The organism is Micromonospora sp. LZ34, from assembly GCF_052981855.1.
Genome location: NZ_JBRIQN010000073.1, coordinates 1 through 18434, shown reverse-complemented (window position 1 = coordinate 18434; position 18434 = coordinate 1). Strand labels below are relative to the sequence as shown.

General features: G+C 72.4%; 13 protein-coding genes and 1 pseudogene. 8 read left to right on the top strand and 6 right to left on the bottom strand.

All coding sequences use genetic code 11. From position 1 onward, the window contains the following. Positions 1–538 precede the first annotated feature (538 nt). The 3 genes from ACVCAH_RS35090 to ACVCAH_RS35080 all read left to right on the top strand — a co-directional run bounded on the left by ACVCAH_RS35090 (position 539) and on the right by ACVCAH_RS35080 (position 2962). Positions 539–943, top strand: coding sequence for a DUF1062 domain-containing protein (locus ACVCAH_RS35090; protein ID WP_447140519.1), 405 nt, complete (start codon positions 539–541; stop codon positions 941–943). 411 nt (positions 944–1354) lie between these two features. After that, positions 1355–2287, top strand: a complete 933-nt coding sequence (locus ACVCAH_RS35085; protein WP_447140518.1) for an NAD-dependent epimerase/dehydratase family protein — start codon at positions 1355–1357, stop codon at positions 2285–2287. Between the two features lie 84 nt (positions 2288–2371). Further along, entirely contained in the window at positions 2372–2962 is a 591-nt protein-coding gene (locus ACVCAH_RS35080) for a TetR/AcrR family transcriptional regulator (RefSeq protein WP_447140517.1), read from the top strand. Here ACVCAH_RS35080 and ACVCAH_RS35075 read toward each other — a convergent pair. Next, positions 2959–3822 (bottom strand): diacylglycerol/lipid kinase family protein, encoded by an 864-nt coding sequence (locus tag ACVCAH_RS35075; RefSeq protein ID WP_447140516.1) that lies wholly within the window; start codon positions 3820–3822, stop codon positions 2959–2961. The genes ACVCAH_RS35080 and ACVCAH_RS35075 overlap by 4 nt on opposite strands. Before the next feature lies 1 nt (position 3823). Further along, a complete protein-coding gene (locus ACVCAH_RS35070) occupies positions 3824–5389 on the bottom strand; it encodes an FAD-binding oxidoreductase (protein WP_447140515.1) in 1566 nt (521 codons plus the stop codon). Positions 5390–5435: 46 nt separating this feature from the next. Between ACVCAH_RS35070 and ACVCAH_RS35065 the strand changes: the two genes are divergently transcribed. Next, positions 5436–6974: a glycerol-3-phosphate dehydrogenase/oxidase gene (locus tag ACVCAH_RS35065; protein WP_447140514.1), complete on the top strand. Its 1539-nt coding sequence runs from the start codon at positions 5436–5438 to the stop codon at positions 6972–6974. Between the two features lie 81 nt (positions 6975–7055). Here the strand turns inward: ACVCAH_RS35065 and ACVCAH_RS35060 are convergent, their stop codons facing one another. After that, complete coding sequence (locus ACVCAH_RS35060) at positions 7056–7961, bottom strand: RNA polymerase sigma-70 factor (protein ID WP_447140513.1); 906 nt, start codon at positions 7959–7961, stop codon at positions 7056–7058. Between the two features lie 386 nt (positions 7962–8347). Here ACVCAH_RS35060 and aceE point away from each other — a divergent pair, with 386 nt between their 5' ends. Then, positions 8348–11035 (top strand): pyruvate dehydrogenase (acetyl-transferring), homodimeric type, encoded by a 2688-nt coding sequence (aceE, locus tag ACVCAH_RS35055; RefSeq protein ID WP_447140512.1) that lies wholly within the window; start codon positions 8348–8350, stop codon positions 11033–11035. 11 nt (positions 11036–11046) lie between these two features. On the opposite strand, the pseudogene ACVCAH_RS35050 reads toward aceE, so the two are convergent. Then, a pseudogene (locus ACVCAH_RS35050) lies at positions 11047–11901 on the bottom strand (NADP-dependent oxidoreductase). Between the two features lie 314 nt (positions 11902–12215). Here ACVCAH_RS35050 and ACVCAH_RS35045 point away from each other — a divergent pair. After that, on the top strand, positions 12216–13832 hold the full coding sequence (locus tag ACVCAH_RS35045) for a diguanylate cyclase (protein ID WP_447140511.1): 1617 nt from the start codon (positions 12216–12218) through the stop codon (positions 13830–13832). A 53-nt stretch (positions 13833–13885) separates the two neighbouring features. Here the strand turns inward: ACVCAH_RS35045 and ACVCAH_RS35040 are convergent, their stop codons facing one another. Both ACVCAH_RS35040 and ACVCAH_RS35035 read right to left on the bottom strand, forming a co-directional pair. Next, complete coding sequence (locus ACVCAH_RS35040; protein ID WP_447140510.1) at positions 13886–16378, bottom strand: hypothetical protein; 2493 nt, start codon at positions 16376–16378, stop codon at positions 13886–13888. A gap of 14 nt (positions 16379–16392) precedes the next feature. Further along, positions 16393–16995, bottom strand: a complete 603-nt coding sequence (locus tag ACVCAH_RS35035) for a hypothetical protein (protein WP_447140509.1) — start codon at positions 16993–16995, stop codon at positions 16393–16395. Between the two features lie 414 nt (positions 16996–17409). On the opposite strand from ACVCAH_RS35035, the gene ACVCAH_RS35030 reads away from it, so the two are divergent. Next, positions 17410–17886, top strand: coding sequence for a hypothetical protein (locus ACVCAH_RS35030; protein ID WP_447140508.1), 477 nt, complete (start codon positions 17410–17412; stop codon positions 17884–17886). A gap of 252 nt (positions 17887–18138) precedes the next feature. Beyond that, positions 18139–18434, top strand: a 296-nt coding sequence (locus ACVCAH_RS35025; protein ID WP_447140507.1) for a hypothetical protein, incomplete at its 3' end; no start/stop codon positions are given.

Here is an 18434-nt window from a genome sequence, read left to right as displayed (position 1 = left end):
ATCCCCGCCCCCGGCTGACACCGATCAGCCCCGACCCAACGACCGGAGGACCCCAGGAGACCCACGCTCACCCGGCGTGACAGCCGGCCCACCACCACATCCACCCACGATCAGCATCGACTCACAACGATGAAATCAGACGGGTCGTACCAACACGTCAACCCCGCGAATGATCGAGGCTAATGCCACCCGCAGAACCCACCTTGACCAGGCCCTGACCCGTGAAGCTCGGTAATTCTCGACCTACCAAACCAGCTGGCGAACGACTGGACTGCAGCGCAACGTTTGCCGCGATGCGAGCGCCGCCGTGACGACGCCGGATGTCCGGCCTCGGTCGGCAGCAGGACAGAAATGGGTGGCCTCGCCAGCCCGTCCCGCCCTACCTTGTAACTGGATATTCTTCTCCGCCCACTCACGAGAGGACTTCACCCCGCGTGACGCCGCCTGCTCTTTAGACCTGACATCTTCCCCGTGCATCGGTCGCCGACGTTGCCGTCGGCTCTTTTCCCATGCCTTCCGTCAGGCCTTCAGAGAGATCATGTCTACGCGTCCTCATATCGTGCTGTCCTGTGTCGTTCGGCGCACGCGCCTTCCCCTGCTCCCGTTCCGCTGCGTCCACTGCCGTTCCGGCCTCGCCAGCACCGGCGGCGGGAAGTTCCGCGTCAATGCCGACGGCAAACTCCTCGACATCTGGCTCCGGGTCGCCTGCGTTTCCTACGACCGCACCAGCGAAATCACCGTTCACGATCGGGTCCCGGTCCGGTACCTGGATCCGATCCTTTTGGAGGGCTACTCCGGCAACTCCTCCCGCCGTGGGCCTGAGCCGGGGCGAGAGGCAAGGTGGCCTTGCCCCGGACTGCATCATGCGGCGGTCCGCGCGCGGTCGCTCATAACCGGGCGCGAACGAAGGTCAGGGCCGGCCCGATACCGGCGACGAGGGTGAAGCCCGGGTGCATACATCCGGACGTGCGGAATAGCGGGCATTGGTGGTGTGCGGAATCCGATTCAGGTCCTCATCTCGGGAGCTCTCGTCACCGACGCGGAGGTCGTCACCCGCCGCGAATTCGCGGGCCTGCGCCTGATGGAGCGCCGGCCCCAAGACGTGTCTCACCTGGTGACGGTCGCCAGCGCGTGCGTGTAGGGGGTCGCCGCCGCGTAACCGGGGCGCAGGCGGAGGTTCGGGCGACGGTCCCCGACCTCGCGTTCGGGTCAGGATGCGTCGGACTGGGACATATGGGCAGGCGATCGGCGATACAGTCATTTCCCGGCCGCCGACAGGCCGCGGCACGGTAGGTGGTGAACCTGTTTCCGCTCCAGGTCGGAGGAGCTACCCCGGTCCAGCAAGGAGACGGCAGTGCGGATCTTCGTCGCGGGGGGAACAGGGGTCCTGGGCCGCCCTCTCGTCGAGGCGCTGGTGGACCGGGGCCACGAGGTCACGGCCAGCACCCACCGGACCGAGAACTTCCCAGTCGTGGAGGCGCTCGGGGCGCGGCCGGCACTGATGGACGGGCTCGACGAGGCTGCGGTGCGTCAGGCGATCCTCGAGGCCGGGCCGGAGGTGATCGTCAACCAGATCACCGCGCTCTCCGCGCCGTCTCGTGACTACGCGAAGTGGTTGGAGGTGACCAACCGGCTGCGGAGCGAGGGAACGAAGACGCTGATGGCGGCGGCTCGTGAGGCCGGCACCCGTCGGGTTGTCGCGCAGAGCGCCAGCTTCATGACCGAGCCGGTCGGGTCGGGGCCTACGGACGAGTCGGCGCCGCTGTACCTGGAAGCGCCGGAACCGATCCGAAGCCACATACGGGCGAACATCGCGGCCGAGACACTGGTGTTGGGCACCCCGGGAATCGACGGCGTCGTCCTTCGATACGGATTTCTCTACGGTGCAGGCACTGCGATCGGGCCGGGTGGCGAATGGGTGACCGGGGTCAGGTCCGGCGGCGTGCCGATCGTCGGCGAGGGAACGGGGCGGTATCCGTTCGTCCACGTCCGCGACGCGGTGTCGGCCACCGTGCAAGCGGTCGACAGAGGAGGCCCCGGCATCTACAACGTCGTTGGGGACGAGCCCGCCCCCCAGGCTGAGTGGCTGCCCTTCCTGGCCGAAATCCTGGGCGCCCCTCCGCCGCGGCGCGTCTCCGAGGAGGAGGCCGAGGAACAGATCGGCGTTCAGGCCGTGTACTACGGCACCCATCTCCGCCCGGCCAGCAACGCCAGGGCCAAGTCTGCGTTGGGGCTGACCCTGAAGTACCCGTCATGGCGGGAGGGGTTCCGAGAGCTGTTCGCTTGATCGCCATTCCTGGGACCCTTGGTGGGCGGCTCGCCGGTCCGAGTACTCGGCGGGGCCGATCTGCGAGCGTGATAGACATTCCGCGTGGTGGAGGTGAGCCAGTCCGGCGAGCGCAGCGTCGACGATGCGGTCCTCGACGCGGCCCGCGACTGCGTCCTCGCCTACGGCGTACGCCGCACGACGCTGACGGACGTGGCGCGACGTGCCGGCGTCTCCCGGATGACCGTCTACCGGCGCTGGCCGGACGTGCAGTCGCTGATCGGGGACCTGATGAGCCGGGAGTGGCATCAGGTCCTGACGGCGGCCGCCGACGAGGGCGGCGGCTCGGCGCGGTCACGCCTGGTGTCGCGGGTGGTGGCGGTGGCGAGGGTGCTGCGGGAGCACCCGTTGCTGTGCAAGATCCGTGACGTCGATCCGGAGGTGCTGCTGCCGTACCTGCTCGACCGGCGAGGCAACGGCCAGGACGAGATGCTGCGGTATCTCGCGGCGAGGCTGGCCGGGGGCCAGGAGGACGGCTCGGTCCGGTCCGGCGATCCCGAGCTGATGGCCCGCGCGGTGTTCCTGACCACCCAGTCGTTCGTGCTGTCGGTTCGGACGGTCGCCGACGGCGTGCCGGTCGCCGGCTTCGACCAGGAGCTGGCGCGGCTGGTCGAGGGATACCTGAGACCGAACTAACCGGCGGTGATCCGCAGCGCCCGCGGCCGTACCTCGACGTGCAACTGGTCTATCCGGCCGACGGGGTCGCCGTCGCCGTACACGGACACCGGGCGGTCGGCGCGCACGGTGACCGAGCTGCCGCGGTAGGTGGTGACCTGGCGGCGCCGCACGTGCCGGCCGGTACGCATCTCGCTCAGCGCCATCGGGAAGAGCAGCTTTGTGGTGTGTCCGACCACGACGACGTCCAGCGTCCCGTCGTCGGGCCGCGCGGCCGGGGCGACGTGCAGCCCGCCGCCGTAGTAACCGCAGTTGGCGACCACCACCGTGTAGGCGTCCAGCTGCTCCGTCCGGCCGTCGACGGTGATCGTGTAGCGGGTACGCGGCCAGCGCAGCAGCGCCCGTAGCCCGGTGGTGGGGTACACCAGCGACGCGGGTAGCCGCGACCGGTTGGCCAGTTCGTTGGCGACGGCGTCGACGCCGGCGTAGACGCTGCCGACGACCGTCTGCCCGGCGACGGAGAGCACGTCGAGGTGCCGGGGCCGGCCGTGCAGCAGCAGGTCCGCGACCGCCTCGGGGGAGCGCGGCAACCGGAGTTGGCGGGCGAAGTCGTTGCCGCGCCCGGCGGGAACGACGCCGAGCAGACCGCCGGCGTCGGCGACCGCGCCGGCGAGCAGCCGGATGGTGCCGTCGCCGCCGGCGGCGACGACGATCTCGCCGGCGTCCGCCGCCGCGGTGGCGCACCTGCGGGCTTGCTCGGGGGTCTGCGTGTACTCGACCCGGACCCGGGCGCCGGCGACCCGGAGCTCGCGGGCCACCGGCATCAGGCGGGACAGTGCCTGGTGCGCGGCCGGTCCGAGGATCGCGGTGAAGGCGCGCACCTCACGGCACCAGGATGCCGGGGTTGAGGATGCCGGCGGGGTCCAGTTGCCGCTTGACCGCCCGGAGCAGGTCCACCGCGACGTCGCCGATCTCGGCGGCGTACCAGGCCCGGTGGTCCGCGCCGACCCCGTGGTGGTGGGTGATGGTGGCGCCCGCGTCGGCGATCGCGTCGCTGGCCGCCGCCTTCGCCGCCCTCCAGCGGCCGATCGGGTCCGACCCGGGCGAGCAGATCACCGTGAAGTACAGCGACGCGCCGGTCTCGTAGACGTGGGAGACGTGGCCGAGCACCAGGGCGCCGTCCGGCAGCGCGTCGAGGATCGCCTGGCGCACCCGGTGGTGCACCTCCGGCAGCGTCGACCAGTACGCCGCGGTCTCCAGGGTCTCCGCGAACGCCCCCGCGTCCAGCAGCGCGTCCCGCAGGTACGGGGCGTCGAAGCGGTGCCGTGCCCACTGCCGGCCCGCCTCCTCACCCAGCGGCGCGCCGCCCTGCCCGGCCAGCACGGCGGCGGCGGCCTCGACGGTGGGGGAGACGTCCTCGCCCTCGTAGCCGGCGACCAGCAGGGAGCCGCCGTCGGAGCGACCCGATCCGGCCGCACCGATCATGGTCTCGACCTCGTCGGAGAGTCGTAGCACCGTGGGTCGCGGCCCGTCCTGCGCCAGCCGCCGCACGGCTCGCAGGCCGTCGGCGAACGACTCGAACCGCCAGCCCTCGTAGTGCGACCGCGCCGGCAGCGGGCGTACCCGCACGGTCACGTCGGTGATCACGCCGAGCGTCCCCTCGCTGCCCAGGAAGAGCTGCCGCAGGTCGGGGCCGGCGGCCGAGGCGGGGGCGCGGCCCACCCGGACGGTGCCGCGGGGCGTGGCGACGGTGAGCCCCATGACCATGTCGTCGAAGCGGCCGTGGCCGGCCGAGGCCTGGCCGGAGGACCGGGTGGCGGCGAACCCGCCGATGGTGGCGTACTCGTAGGACTGGGGGACATGGCCGAGCTGGAAGCCCTGCTCGGCGAGCAGGTGCGCGGCCCGCGGCGCGGTCAACCCCGCCTGCAGCGTGGCGATCCGGGACACCGGGTCGACGCCGACGATTCGGTCGAGACGGCCCAGGTCGAGGGTGACGTGCCGAGCGGCGGACGGCGTCAACCCGCCGACAACCGACGTGCCGCCACCGAATGGGACCACGGCCACCCCGAACCGGGAGCAGACGTCGAGGACGGACACCACCTCGGCGTGGCCGGCCGGGCGGACCACCGCCTGCGGAACGGCCCCCAGCCGGCCCTGCCGGTGGCGCAGCAGGTCCGGCGTGGACATGCCCGCCGAGCGCCGTGCCCGGACGTCGTCGCTGCTGAGCACGTGCTCGTCGCCGACCGTCCGCCGCAGCGCGCCGAGGATCTCACCGTCCAGCTCGCACGCCGGCACCGCCACCTCGGCCAGCGGCACGACCGGCGGCGGTGGTGTCAGGTCGAGCACCTGCGCCAGCAGCCTGGCCGCGCTCTCCGGCAGCACCTTCGCGGCTGCCGCCGTACCCCACCGGGCCCAGCCGGCGGTCGACGCTTCCCCTGCCACATCCATGTGTGACAGAGTGACATCGAACGTCACTCCATCGCAAGGAGGATGTGTGAAGGCTTCGCTGACCGGCGCCCGCCGGGAACGGGAACTCGCCGACCTGGCCGGCACCGTCGTCGACGTCCTCGTCGTCGGGCTCGGCGTCACCGGCGCCGGGGTGGCGCTCGACGCCGCGAGCCGCGGCCTGTCCGTGGCCGCCGTGGACGCCCACGACCTGGCCCACGGCACCTCCCGCTGGAGTTCCAAGCTGGTCCACGGCGGACTGCGCTACCTCGCCCACGGTCAGGTCGGCATCGCCTACGAGAGCGCCGCCGAACGCCACCTGCTGCTCACCCGCACCGCCCCGCACCTGACCCGCCCGCTGCCCATGCTGCTTCCGGCCACCGACTACAGCACCGGTTGGCGGAACCACGCCGCAGGAGCCGGCCTGCGCGCCGGGGACCTGCTGCGCACGTGCGCCGGAACCTCCCGCTGGACCCTGCCGGGCACGCGCCGGCTCGGCCCCGCCGAGGCGTACGCGATGGCACCGGCCTTGCGCGCGGCCGGCCTGCGGGGGGCGCACCTGTCCTGGGACGGCCAGCTCTGCGACGACGCCCGACTGGTCGCCGGCCTGGCCCGCGCGGCCGCGGCACGGTCGGCCCGGATCCTGACCCGGTGCCGAGCGGTCGAACTGCACCGCGACGGCGCCACCGTCGAGGACACCCGCACCGGGACCCGCCTGCACGTCCGTGCCCGGGCGGTGGTCAACGCCACCGGGGTGTGGGCGAGCAGCCTGACCCCGCACGTGCGCCTGCGCCCGTCCCGGGGCACCCACATCGTCCTCTCCGCCGCCCGGCTCGGCGGGTTGTGGGCCGGGCTGACCATCCCGGTCCCGGGCGAGTTCACCCGCTACGTCTTCGCCCTGCCCCAGCCCGACGGCCTGGTCTACGCCGGGCTGACCGACGAGCCCGTGCACGGCCCGGTTCCGGAGGTGCCGCAACCCACCGACGCCGACGTCGGGTTCCTGCTCGACGTGCTCAACAGCGTCCTCGAACAGCCGCTGCGGCCCACCGATGTCCTCGGCGCCTACGCCGGGCTGCGGCCGCTGCTCGCCGACGCCGACGCCCGGACCGCCGACCTGTCCCGGCGACACGCCGTCATCGACGACCCGGACGGGATCATCAGCGTGGTCGGCGGCAAGCTCACCACCTACCGCCGGATGGCCGAGGACGCGGTCGACACCGCCGTCCGCCGCCGACGCCTTCCCGCCGGCCCCTGCCGCACCCGCCGCCTCCCGCTGCCCGGCGCCGCACGCCGGGCACAGCTGGCCCGCGTCCCCGCGCCGCGCCGGCTGGTCCACCGCTACGGCACCGAAGCGGTTGACCTGCTGGCCGAGGCGCCCGCCGAGCTCCGCCGGCCGATCGGCCCCGACATCCCGGTCACCGGCGCGGAGCTGCTCTGGGCCGTACGCCACGAACTCGCCCTCAGCGTCGACGACCTGCTCGACCGACGCACCCGCATCGGGCTCGTCCCGGCACACCGCGAGGCCGCGCTGCCGGTGGCGCGCGACGTCCTCGAGCTGGCCACCGAAGGGCAGGAGACGACGAGGTGACCACCCTCCCGGTTCCCGGTGGTGGGCGTCGGCTGCTCGGACACCGCCGTCCGCCGCCCGTCAACCGACGTAGGGCGATCCTCAGCGGGACAGCCCGTCTGCTTCGGCGGCCGATCGACCGAACCGGACGAGTTTGGTCGGGTTGAGGACGATCAACACTCGGGCGATCCCCTCGGGAGAGGCGTCGATCGCGCACAGCGCGACGACGGAGCCTGCCCGGCGGACGCGGACGGCTTCCTGCCCGTTGGACTCGACGACGTCCAGCGAGACCTCGGCGCCGTACTTCGCCGCGAGTCCGACGAGGTAACGGGCGACCCTGGCCCGGCCGGTGACCGGTACCCGGGCCGCGCTGACCACGCCGCCGCCGTCGGAGTAGGAGACGGCGTCCTTCGCGAGCAGTTCTTCCAGTTGGCCGAGGTCACCGGAGCGTGCCGCGGCGAGGAAGGCGCGGAGCAGGCGGCCGTGGTCGGCGGGGGCGACCGGCGCGTACCGCTCTTCCGCGAGGTGCGTGCGCGCCCGGCGCCCGAGCTGCCGCGCGTTCGCCTCGGTGATGTCGAGGATCTCGGCGATCTGCCGGAAGGGGTAGTCGAAGGCTTCGCGCAGCACGTACACGGCGCGCTCGAGCGGGTTCAGCCGTTGCAGGAGGAGCAGCAACGCGAGTTCGAGCGCTTCGCCCTGCTCGGCTCGGGTTTCCGGGTCGGCCGAGGTCTGGATGGGCTCGGGCAGCCACGGGCCGACGTAGGACTCTCGACGGGCGCGAGCCGATGTCGCCGTGTTCAGGGCGAGCCTGGTCGTCGTGGTGACGAGAAATGCCGTCACGTCCCGTACCGCGCTCCGGTCCGTCTGCTGCCACCGCAGCCAGGCGTCCTGGACGATGTCCTCGGCGTCGTCGACGCTGCCGAGCATCCGGTAGGCGATGCCGAACAGCCGGGGCCGGACGGCGTCGAAGGCCCGCACCGCACCGTTCGAGGCCTCGCGGTCGGGCATGACGTCTCCTTCCTCCCGTTCGTCGCCGTCTGTCACTCCTGCCGGGTTCGGTTGCCCACCTGTTTCCCGTGCGCCGGTTGCCGCGTCCGCGGCCGGCATACCCGTTCCGTGATTCGAATCGCTGTGGCGGCAGCGCAGGCGGCCGGTCGCGCCCCGGAAGCGACGGTGCCGTGACGGACGTCGCCTGACGGTGGCTCGGTTGTCACGAATCCCCGGGCCACCTGGTCCTTCATGGTGAACCGGCGAGGCAGCTCCCAACTGCCGGCTGGAGCAGACATCCGGGCAGCCATCCGCCCGAGCTGTCCCGGCCGGCCGGTTCCCTGTCTCACCGTCTCGACCTCTCGCCCGCGGACGAGAGGTCCGGAACCATCGGAAGGCGGCCCACCATGACCGGCACGGAGCGGAAGCAGTCAAGCGCACTCGATCAGATCCCGGACCGCGACCCCGAGGAGACCGCCGAGTGGGCCGCCTCTCTCGACGCCGTCGCCGCGGCAGCCGGGGCGCAGCGCGCCACGTACCTCCTGCGCCGCACCCTGGAACACGCTGAGAACTCCGGCCTCGCGCTGCCGAAGCTGCTGGAGACCGAGTACATCAACACCATCCCGACCGTCGCCGAGCCGGAGTTCCCCGGTGACGAGGAGATGGAACGGCGCATCACCGCCTGGAACCGCTGGAACGCCGCCGCTATGGTGACCCGCGGCAGCCGCTACGGCCTGGGCGGCCACATCGCCACCTACGCCTCCGCCGCCTGGCTCTACGAGACCGGCTTCCAGCACTTCTTCCGGGGCAAGGAGGCCGACGGCTCCGGCGACCAGCTCTACATCCAGGGCCATGCCGCCCCCGGCATCTACGCCCGCGCCTTCCTGGACGGACGGCTCACCGAGGGACACCTCGACCGGTTCCGGCAGGAGGCCGGCGGCGACGGCCTCCCCTCCTACCCCCACCCGCGCCGGCTGCCGTGGCTGTGGGAGTTCCCGACCGTGTCGATGGGCCTGGGCCCGCTGTCGGCGATCTACCAGGCGCGGTTCAACCGCTATCTGCAGCACCGTGGCATCAAGGACACCTCCGCCTCCCGGGTGTGGGCGTTCCTCGGCGACGGCGAGATGGACGAGCCCGAGTCGACCGCCGCGCTCGCCCTCGCGGGCCGCGAAGGCCTGGACAATCTCACCTTCGTGATCAACTGCAACCTGCAGCGGCTCGACGGGCCGGTGCGCTCCAACCTCAAGATCGTCCAGGAGCTGGAGGCGCAGTTCCGCGCGGCGGGCTGGAACGTCGTCAAGTCACTCTGGGGGTCGGCCTGGGACGACCTGTTCGCGCTCGACACCACGGGCGCGCTGGTCCGCCGGCTGCGCGAAGTCCCCGACGGGCAGTTCCAGACGTACGCGGCCCGGGATGTCGGCTACATCCGCGAGCACTTCTTCGGCGCCGACCCCGCGCTCGTCGAGATGGCGGAGGTGCTGCCCGACGCGACGATCGCCGAGTGCTTCCACACCTCGCGCGCGGGCCACGAACCACGCAAGGTGTACGCCGCCTACCGGGCCGCGGTCGAGCACCGCGGCGCGCCGACCGTGATCCTCGCCCAGACGGTCAAGGGTCACACGCTCGGCCCCGGCTTCCATTCGCGCAACGCCAACCACCAGATGAAGAAGCTGACCGGCAACGAGTTCCGCGCGCTGCGCGACCTCCTCGAACTCCCCATCCCCGACAGCAGGCTCAACGACGAGGTGGTGCCGTACGTCCACCCCGGCGCCGACTCGCCGGAGGTCCGCTACCTCCAGGAGCGCCGGGCCGCGCTGGGCGGGCCCGCCCCGGCCCGCCGGGTCCACCCGGTGGTGCTGCCCGAGCCGCCCGCCAAGCCCTTCGACACCTTGGCGAAGGGGTCCGGTAGTCAGGAGATCGCGACCACCATGGCCTTCGTCCGCCTGGTCAAGGACCTGATGCGGGATCAGGAGACCGGTAAGCGTTGGGTGCCGATCGTCCCGGACGAGGCGCGCACCTTCGGCATGGAGTCGCTCTTCCCGACCGCCGGGATCTACTCGCCGCACGGCCAGACCTACGACCCGGTCGACCGCGACACGCTCCTGTACTACCGGGAGGCCACGAACGGCCAGATTCTGCACGAGGGCATCACCGAGGCCGGTTCGATGGCCGACTTCACCGCCGCCGCCACGTCGTACGCCACCCACGGCGAGCCGATGATCCCCTTCTACATCTTCTACGCCATGTTCGGCTGGCAGCGGACGGCCGACCAGATGTGGGCGCTGGCCGACCAACTCGGGCGCGGCTTCCTCATCGGCGCCACCGCCGGCCGTACGACGATGACCGGCGAGGGCCTGCAACACGCGGACGGCCACTCCCACCTGATCGCTTCCACCAACCCGGCGGCGATCGCCTACGATCCGGCCTTCGCGTACGAGATCGCCGTGATCGTCCGCGACGGTCTGCGCCGGATGTACGGGTCGGACGCGGAGAACATCTTCTACTACCTGACCGTCTACAACGAGCCGAAGATCCAGCCACCCATGCCGCCGGGCGCGGACGTCGAGGAGGGCATCCGCAAGGGCCTCTACCGGTTCCGGGAGGCCAACGCCCAGGAGTTGGCGGCGGACGCACCACGTCTGCAACTCCTCGCCTCCGGCACCGCCATCCACTGGGCGCTGGAGGCCCAGCGGCTGCTCGCCGGCGACTGGGGCGTGGCGGCCGACCTGTGGTCCGCCACCTCCTGGAGCGAGCTGCGGCGCGATGCTCTGGACTCGGACGCGGCGCAGCTCAGGGGCGAGGACCGGACCCCGTACGTCACCCGGGTGCTGGCCGGCGCCCCCGGCCCGGTGCTCGCCGTCAGCGACTGGATGCGGGCGGTCCCGGACCAGATCAGCCAGTGGGTGCCGCAGGACTGGCACTCCATCGGCACCGACGGCTTCGGCCTCTCCGACACCCGCGAGGCCGTCCGTCGCCACTTCGGGGTCGACCCGCAGTCGGTCGTGGTCGCGGCGCTCGCAGCCCTGGCCCGGCGCGGCGAGGTCAAGCCCGAGACCGTACAGGAGGCCCGCAGGCGCTACGGAATCGAGCACTGACCCGGGGTCGTCTAGTCGGCGACGTGGATAACGATCTTGCCGCGGCGTTTGCCCTTCTCGAGCGCCTCGTAACCCGAGCGCGTCTCGGTGAGGGGCAGGACGCGGTCCAGCACCGGCCTGAGGTGACCGTGGTCGACGAGCTAGGCGATGGAACTCAACGCGTTCCGGTCGGGTTCGACGATGAAGTACACCCCGCGGACGCCGTGCCGGGCCGCTTCCTGCTGGTCCGGAGGCGTGGCGAGGGTGACCAGGATGCCGCCCGGCTTCAGCACCGACCAGGACCGCGACTGCGTGGCTCCGCCGACGAGGTCGACGACGACGTCCACGTCGCCGACGTGATCCTCGAAGCGGTCGTGCGCATAGTCGATGGCCTGCTCGGCACCCAGATCCTGGACGAACTCCAGGTCGGCCGCGGCCGCCGTGGCGCTCACCCGAGCACCGAGGCTGGCCGCGAGCTGCACCACGTAGTTACCCACGCCACCGGCGCCGCCCTGCACCAGCACGTGCTGGTCGGCCTGCAGGTCGGCGTGGTCCACCAGGGCCTGCCAGGCACTCAGCGCAGCCAGGGGGAGCGCCGCGGCGTGGTCGTGGTCGACGGTGGCCGGTTTGGCCGCCACGACGGCCGCGGGCAGGACGACGTACTCGGCGGCCGCGCCATCCCGGGTGAACGGGATCAACCCGTATACGGCCTCCCCGTCGGCGGGGCTCTCCACCCCCGCGCCGCGCGCCGCGACGACTCCGGAGAACTCGTGCGACGGGATGATCGGGGTGCGTTCGGGTCCGGTCCCGTCCATGGTGTGGGTCCAGGTCGCCGGCCAGGTGAGCTCTTGGGGTGTCATGGAGGCGGCCTTCACGGCCACCAACACCTCACCGGGCCCCGGCTCGGGCCGCGGCACCTCCTCGTACACGAGCTGCTCCGGGCCGCCCCTGGTGTGAGCTCTCACGGCGTGCATCGTGCTCATCCGACGGCTGCTCCTTCCCCGTGGCATGGTGATCAGCCCGCCGGCCGCCCCTGAGAACGAACCACAGGCCGACTCCCGCATTATCTGGCGGTTCGGCAGCCGCCCGCCGGACTTCCGCGATCCCTCGCCTCCCGGCAATGACCGCTGCCACTCCTCGGAGCCGAGCCGGTACCGTAGCATCGGGCTGTTTCTTTCCTGGGCGGTGCGGAGGAGCCCGCATGGATGATGTGACGCTCCGGGCCCTGTGCCTCCTGGAGGAGGCACAGGCCGGCGGCGCGGCCCAGGTGCTGGCGGTGGCCGAGACGGCGCTGCGCGAACCCACCGGGGAGATCCGCGACGGCCCGGCGGCGATGCATTTCGCGCGCGCCGTGGCGTTGACGCGGTTGGGTGACCTGCAGGCCGCTATCGCCGCCGTCGATCTGATGCTGGCCGCCGCCGACCGCGAAGGCAGCGTCGGATGGCGCTCCTGCGCGCTGTCGATGCGTGCCAACAGGCGGCTGCGCCTCGGTGACCAGGACATCGCCGAGTACGACATCGAGGCGGTGCTGCGAGATCTGGTCAGCGCGGAGACCGCCCTGCTGGCCGACGAATCCGATCCGGTGATCGCGGGTAACGCCCGCACCGGGATCGCGATCGGTTACGCCCAGCTGAGGCTCTACGAGCTGGCTGCGCCGCAGTTCCAGGCGGCGTACGACGCGACCTGCCAGGCGTCGTACCCGGACAACGGCAACCGCGCGATGTGGCTGTGCAACCTGGCGGAACTCAACCTGATGTGGGCGCTGGAGCTGTATCAGGTCGGTCGGGTCGCCGAGGCCGAGAAGCACACCACCGCCGCCGAGGAGTACGCGCTGCAGGCGGCGGCGGAGGCCCGCGGGCCCAAGGCGGAGGTGTGGCGGCTCTCCGCGCTGCTGTACGCGGCGTGCTCCCGCGCCGACCGCCAGGACCCGGCCGGCGCGGCGGTCGACATCCCCAGGTACATCGCGCTGCTGAAGGCGCACGGCGTGGAGGAACGGCAGCAGGAACTGCTGCTGTGCCGGCCCTTCCACGCCGTCGCGCTCAGCCGTTCGGGGCGGCCGGGCGAGGCACTGCGGGTCATCGAGGACGCCGTCGCCGCCCTGTCACCCGACATCGACTGGCTCATCTCGGCGGCGCTGCACCGTACCCACGGGGTGCTGCTGGTGGCGAACGGGTCGCGCGACGCCGCGCCGGGGCTCACCTACGGGGACGCGCTGGCGGAGTTGCTGTGGCGCCAGCGGCACCGCTGGCTGCACGCGGCGGTGACCATGCACTCGTACGACGTCCTGCGGTGGCGGCACGAGCAGGCCGAGCGGGCGGCGCAGACCGACCCGCTCACCGGGGTGGCCAACCGCCGCGGTCTGGACACCTTCCTGCGGAACCTGGCCGCCTCCGGCACCGCCGCCGACGACCCGGTCGCGGTGTTGACCGTGGACATGGACCGGTTCAAGCACATCAACGACTCGCTCGGGCACGCCACCGGCGACGAGGTGCTGCGAGCCGTCGCACAGGTGCTCACGGCCAGCGTCCGAAAGGGCGACTTCGTGGCCCGGCTGGGCGGCGACGAGTTCGTCGCCGTCCTCCCGGGCGCCGATGCCGTGGCCGGCGAGCAGGTCGCCCAGCGCACCGTGGACGCCGTCGCCGGCATGACGGGGTGGCCGGCAACGGTCAGCGTCGGTGTCGCCAGCGGCCCCGCGTGCTCCCTCGGGGAAACCCTCGCGTACGCCGACCGCGCGATGTACGCGGCGAAGCGCGCGGGCGGCAACCGGGCGAGCTGCCGCCACACCGCAACTGACGGAGAGCCTGTGGCGGGCGGATGACCGGTGGTCACGGTCGCTGACACCGGTGCGGAGGTCTCCGATCGCGGAGGCGGTCAGGTCGCCTGCCGGCGTCGGCCGAGCGACACCAGCAGGCCGACGGCGGTCAGGGCGGCTCCGGCGAGGGCGGCGTACACCGGGAGGGCGGTGGGGATGCCCAGGTGGACGGTGATGCCGAGGATGCGGGACAGGCCCCACGGCAGCAGCGCCATCTGGTCGTTCCACACGGTCAGCGCGCGCTCCAGGCCGACCACGGCGACCAGACCGGACAGCATCCCGAGCGGGACACCCGCGGCGGTCAGGGTCAGCCCGACGGCGCGGCGGCGCCGCAGGCCGTACCGGTCGCGCAGGACCACGGCGGTGGCCACGAACAGCCAGCAGAACGCCGCGAACGCGACGGTGACGTAGACGGCGCGCAGGGTCGGCATGGTCCAGAAGACGAACCAGTACTGTCCCGGCCCGCGCCCGGCGAGCGCCGCCAGCAGCAACACGCTGCGCAGCAGCGCGACGCCGCCGACCACGGCCCACAGGTGGAACGGGTCCCGCCGGCCGACGACGAGGCGCACGACCAGGGCGAACAGCGCCCAGCCGCCGAGGGTGACCAGCAGGTGCGCAGGGGCGGCGAACCAGGTGAACGCGAGCCGGCTCGCCACCAGCACCACCACCGGGACCAGCCACACCAGCACCCGGTCCAGCCTGGACTCGGGTGCTGGCAGTGCGGCGACCCGCCACGGCCGGACCGCGCCGAGCAGCAGCCCTCGCGCGGCGGCGCCGCCGGACCCACGCCCGCGCACGCCGACCAGCACCACCGCCAGGACCAGCGCGAGCAGTCCTCGGGCCGCCCAGGCCATGGCCGGGTCCCGGTCCGCGCGCTGTGCCCCGAGGTCGGCGGCGGTGAAGTTGTACGCGGGCAGGTCCAGGTCGGTGCCGTAGCGCTGCCGATGCACGTCGCGCGCGCCGCGGTATGCCGTCTCGGCCTGCCGCCAGCCGTCGTAGGCGGCATCCGAGCCGGTGTCCAGCCACTGCGCGTGCCGCAGCACCATGGTCCGGTAGGCGCCCAGCGTCTCGAAGAGGTTCACCTGGTAGTCGAGCGCGCCGGTGAAGCGCTCGCGCAGCCCGGCGTCGCGCCAGGTCGCCGGGTCGGTCGCGGCGACCAGGTCGCGCATGCGCCGGGCCAACGTGACGGCCTGCTCACCTTCGTCGATCGCCGCGTCGACCCGACCGTCGGTCACCGCGTAGATGCTGTAGAGCGCGGCGGAGTCGCCGGTCGGGATGTCCCACTCGAAGATCCACATCATCGGCGGCGGCTCCAGCCCGAGCGCCCGCACGGCCTGGTCGGCGTACGACCCGATGTAGAGGCCCTTGGTGACCGCCTGCCGGGACAGCGCCATGGCCTGCCCGATCGCGGCGACGGTGGCCGGGTCGGCGGACAACGTGCGGTACGCCCAGTCCGCCGTGACCTGCGCCGGGTCGGCGTCCGGATCCCAGGCCAGCCGACCGACGGCGTACGTGTTGAGGTCGTACAGCTGCCAGAATCCGGTGCGCAGGTAGAGCGACATCGGCCCGGCGCGCAGCGGGCCGCCGTCCTGGGTCCAGTTCCAGACGCCCTCGACCTTCGGGTTGGCGGCGAGGAACTCGCGCAGCGCCTGGCGGTGCAGCGGGCCGAGATCGTTGGGAAGCGAGCCGAACGCCTCGAACTCGCGTCGGGCCTGGAACTCCACGATGCGGCGGTGCTCACCGGCGAGCAGGGTGGTGTTCAGCGGCAGGTGACTGTAGAAGTCGCCCAGGGTGTACTTGGTGGACACGATCAGGTGCGGGTCGTCGAACCCGCCCAGCACCTGCGCGTACGACTCCGGGTTGATGTGCAGGTCACCGACGGCGCCGACGCCGACGGTCCAGGTGCGGAAGACGACCTCCTTGCCGGCCTCGCCCGCGGTGTCCAGCAGCGCCCGCAGCATCGCGCGCACCGACGCGGTCGTGGTGACCGCGAGCTTCGACGAGTAGTCCCAGCCGTCCTCGGCGTACACCTCGCCGCCCTCACCGACGCGCACCACCAGGCCGTCGACGAACGGCATGCTCTCGAACAGCTCGGCCAGCCCGGCCTGGTAGACCGCCCACAGCCGGGGGTCGGCCACGTCGAGCCCGCCGACGGTCCTCGTCAGGTACGCCTCGAGCGGCGGTGATACCGCGAGCATGTCGGTGAGCAGGAAGACCTTCACGCCCATCTCCTCGGCGTACCGGAAGACCGGGCCGAACGCCGCGACCATGGCCTTCGCGCGGTCGACGTGCGGGTCGCCGGGCGGGTACACCGTGTGCCCGTCGCCGACCCTTGCGAAGGTGACGTACTCCAGGAAGCCGGGCACCACGACGCCGTTGTAGCCCTGCGCCACGGAGTGGTCGACGAGCTGCCGGAACTGCGCGCCGATGCGGGCCACCGCGGCGGCGTCCACCCACGGCGCCTGCGGCAGCAGTGCCGGCCCGACCACGTCGGCATTCAGGTTGTAGTCGTCGCCCGCGGCGAAGGCGGCCGGGTCGGGCTCGCGGCCCACCGAGCCCGCGTCGGTCAGCCGCAGGCCGAGCCGGGGCGTGACCAGCCGGCCGGCGTCGGCGGCGGGCAGCGTCTCGGCGCCGGAGCGGATCCGTCGGCGAGCCGGTAGAGCCCGGCGGCGGTGCCGGCGACGTCGCCCCCCTCGACGGCCAGCTCGGTCCCGCGGACGCTGAGCCGGTACGACTCCGGCGCCGTGGACAAGGTGGCGAGTACGCCTGCCCGCAGCGTGGTCACCGCCGAGAGATCCGGGGCCGTCGTGCCCGCCGGGGCCGCGGTCGCGGCGGAACCGGCCGTGCGCGGGCCCGGGGTCGGTCCGGCCGCTGTCCGCGCACCGGCGGCAGGCCGCGCGGCGCTCGTGGTGGTGACCGGTGGCGTCGGGCCGGGCGCGGCCGGGGTGACGGCCGGGCGGGGCAGGCCGCGGGAGGCGAGCGCGTCGGCGACGGTGGACGCGGCCTTGGCGGTGCGCGGCTCGTCCGGTACGACGATGGACGCCAGCGGCGGTGCCGGTGCGGCCACTCGCCGCGGCGCGGCGGCGACGTCCTCGCCCGGCACGGCGGCGGGGGTGTGGCTCAGCCCGAGCGCGTCACCGATGCCGCAGGTCGCGCCCGCCCCGAGCACCAACAGGACGATCGCGGCGGCGAGCAGCGGGTACAGTCTCCGGCCCGGGAGTAACGTGAGTCACACTCGGATCGTAGTGTCGCTCCGGCCCCGGATCTGATCACGATTCCCCGGTGACGGCCGCCGCGGTCCGCGGGTCCTGGGACTGGCCCGGCGGCCAGGAATCCGGCCACCGGAGGGCCGAGCACATTCAGCTTCAACGTCTGAATCCCGATCGTTCCCGCAGGTCAGGAGCCTGTGCCCTCGCTCTGGGGAACACCGGGGCACCCCCCCCGCGTCATCGACAGCGCGGCGAGTGCGTTCAACCCCCGGTCGCGGTTGGCGGTGGAACAAACGGCCAGCTCTACGATCCGGTCAAGGCTTTCGGAGAGTCGGGGCTGGCCGCGCCTGAGCCCCGGTCCCGCAGGAGGAAGCGTGGCGATCGCGTTCGAGCTGGTCATCAACTTCGGGTCCGACCAGGCCGCAGCAGCCGCCGCGCGTCATCTCACTGTCAAGCATCCGCCGCTGACGGCAGGACAACATCACGTCCGGATGCACGAGCCGCTGCTCACGACCGTTCGCGGTTACCACGGTCAGCCACACCTGGAGATGTCAATCCTTCCTATCGGCGTTGGCTGGGCAGTGGCGTTGGACCGTCAGCATGAGCGTCTGCGGCTGACGGCCGCCGAGCTTGCGACGGTCGGACGGATCCACGTCGAGGACCAGGGCGACGACCGTGCGAGCGTGACCGTACATGTCCGAGCGATCGGGTGGAGCGGACAGATGAGCCTCAGCGGCACGGCGCACCCGTGGCGGCTCGAGGCTCGGCGAGACGCCGGCGGCTGGCGGGTGTGGGCAGCCAACTTGCCGGCGTGGTGCGGGGTGCATGTCCGGCCAGACAGGTGTGGTTGAGCAGCTGCCGCTACCGGTCGGCCGAGCCCGGCGTAGCTCGCACCAGTGCGCATACCAGTCCAGCACCGACCCGGAGGTCCTGGTGATGGTGCTCCAACGAGTCTGAGTCAAGACGCGGTCGGCGCCGGAATCAAGCCGCTAGTGCGGTGGCCACTAACGTTCGCCGGGTTGGTCGGGGTTGGGGAATTGTCGTAGGGGTGGTGTTGGCTGGGGTTTGTGCCTCGCCGTCGGGATCCTGCCGCACTTGGGGTTGTGCATCGCACGGCCCGCGTCGCGTTGCGGGTGACGCCGGGGCAGCGGCGGCGGTGTTTCGGCCTGCTGCGCTCGGCGGGTGACGTGTGGGCGTGCGTGCTGGAGGTCAACGCGTGGCGCCGCCGCCGCCGCGACGCGCCGCTGGTCGGTTACCAGGAGTTGTGTCGGGAGTTGGCGGCGTCGGGGCCGGGCACGTTCGCCGAACTGGACACCACGGGCGCGCGGTCGGTGCTGCGCCGGTTCTCGGATGCGTGGTTCGCGGCCGCGAAACGCCGCGCCGGCGGTGACGTGTCGGC

What these genes read in the sequence shown, in the direction of transcription:
- ACVCAH_RS35060 (WP_447140513.1), bottom strand. Translation starts at nt 7,961, where the DNA reads ATGCCCGACCGCGAGGCCTCGAACGGTGCGGTGCGGGCCTTCGACGCC.
- ACVCAH_RS35090 (WP_447140519.1), top strand. Translation starts at nt 539, where the DNA reads ATGTCTACGCGTCCTCATATCGTGCTGTCCTGTGTCGTTCGGCGCACG.
- aceE (WP_447140512.1), top strand. Translation starts at nt 8,348, where the DNA reads ATGACCGGCACGGAGCGGAAGCAGTCAAGCGCACTCGATCAGATCCCG.
- ACVCAH_RS35045 (WP_447140511.1), top strand. Translation starts at nt 12,216, where the DNA reads ATGGATGATGTGACGCTCCGGGCCCTGTGCCTCCTGGAGGAGGCACAG.
- ACVCAH_RS35070 (WP_447140515.1), bottom strand. Translation starts at nt 5,389, where the DNA reads ATGGATGTGGCAGGGGAAGCGTCGACCGCCGGCTGGGCCCGGTGGGGT.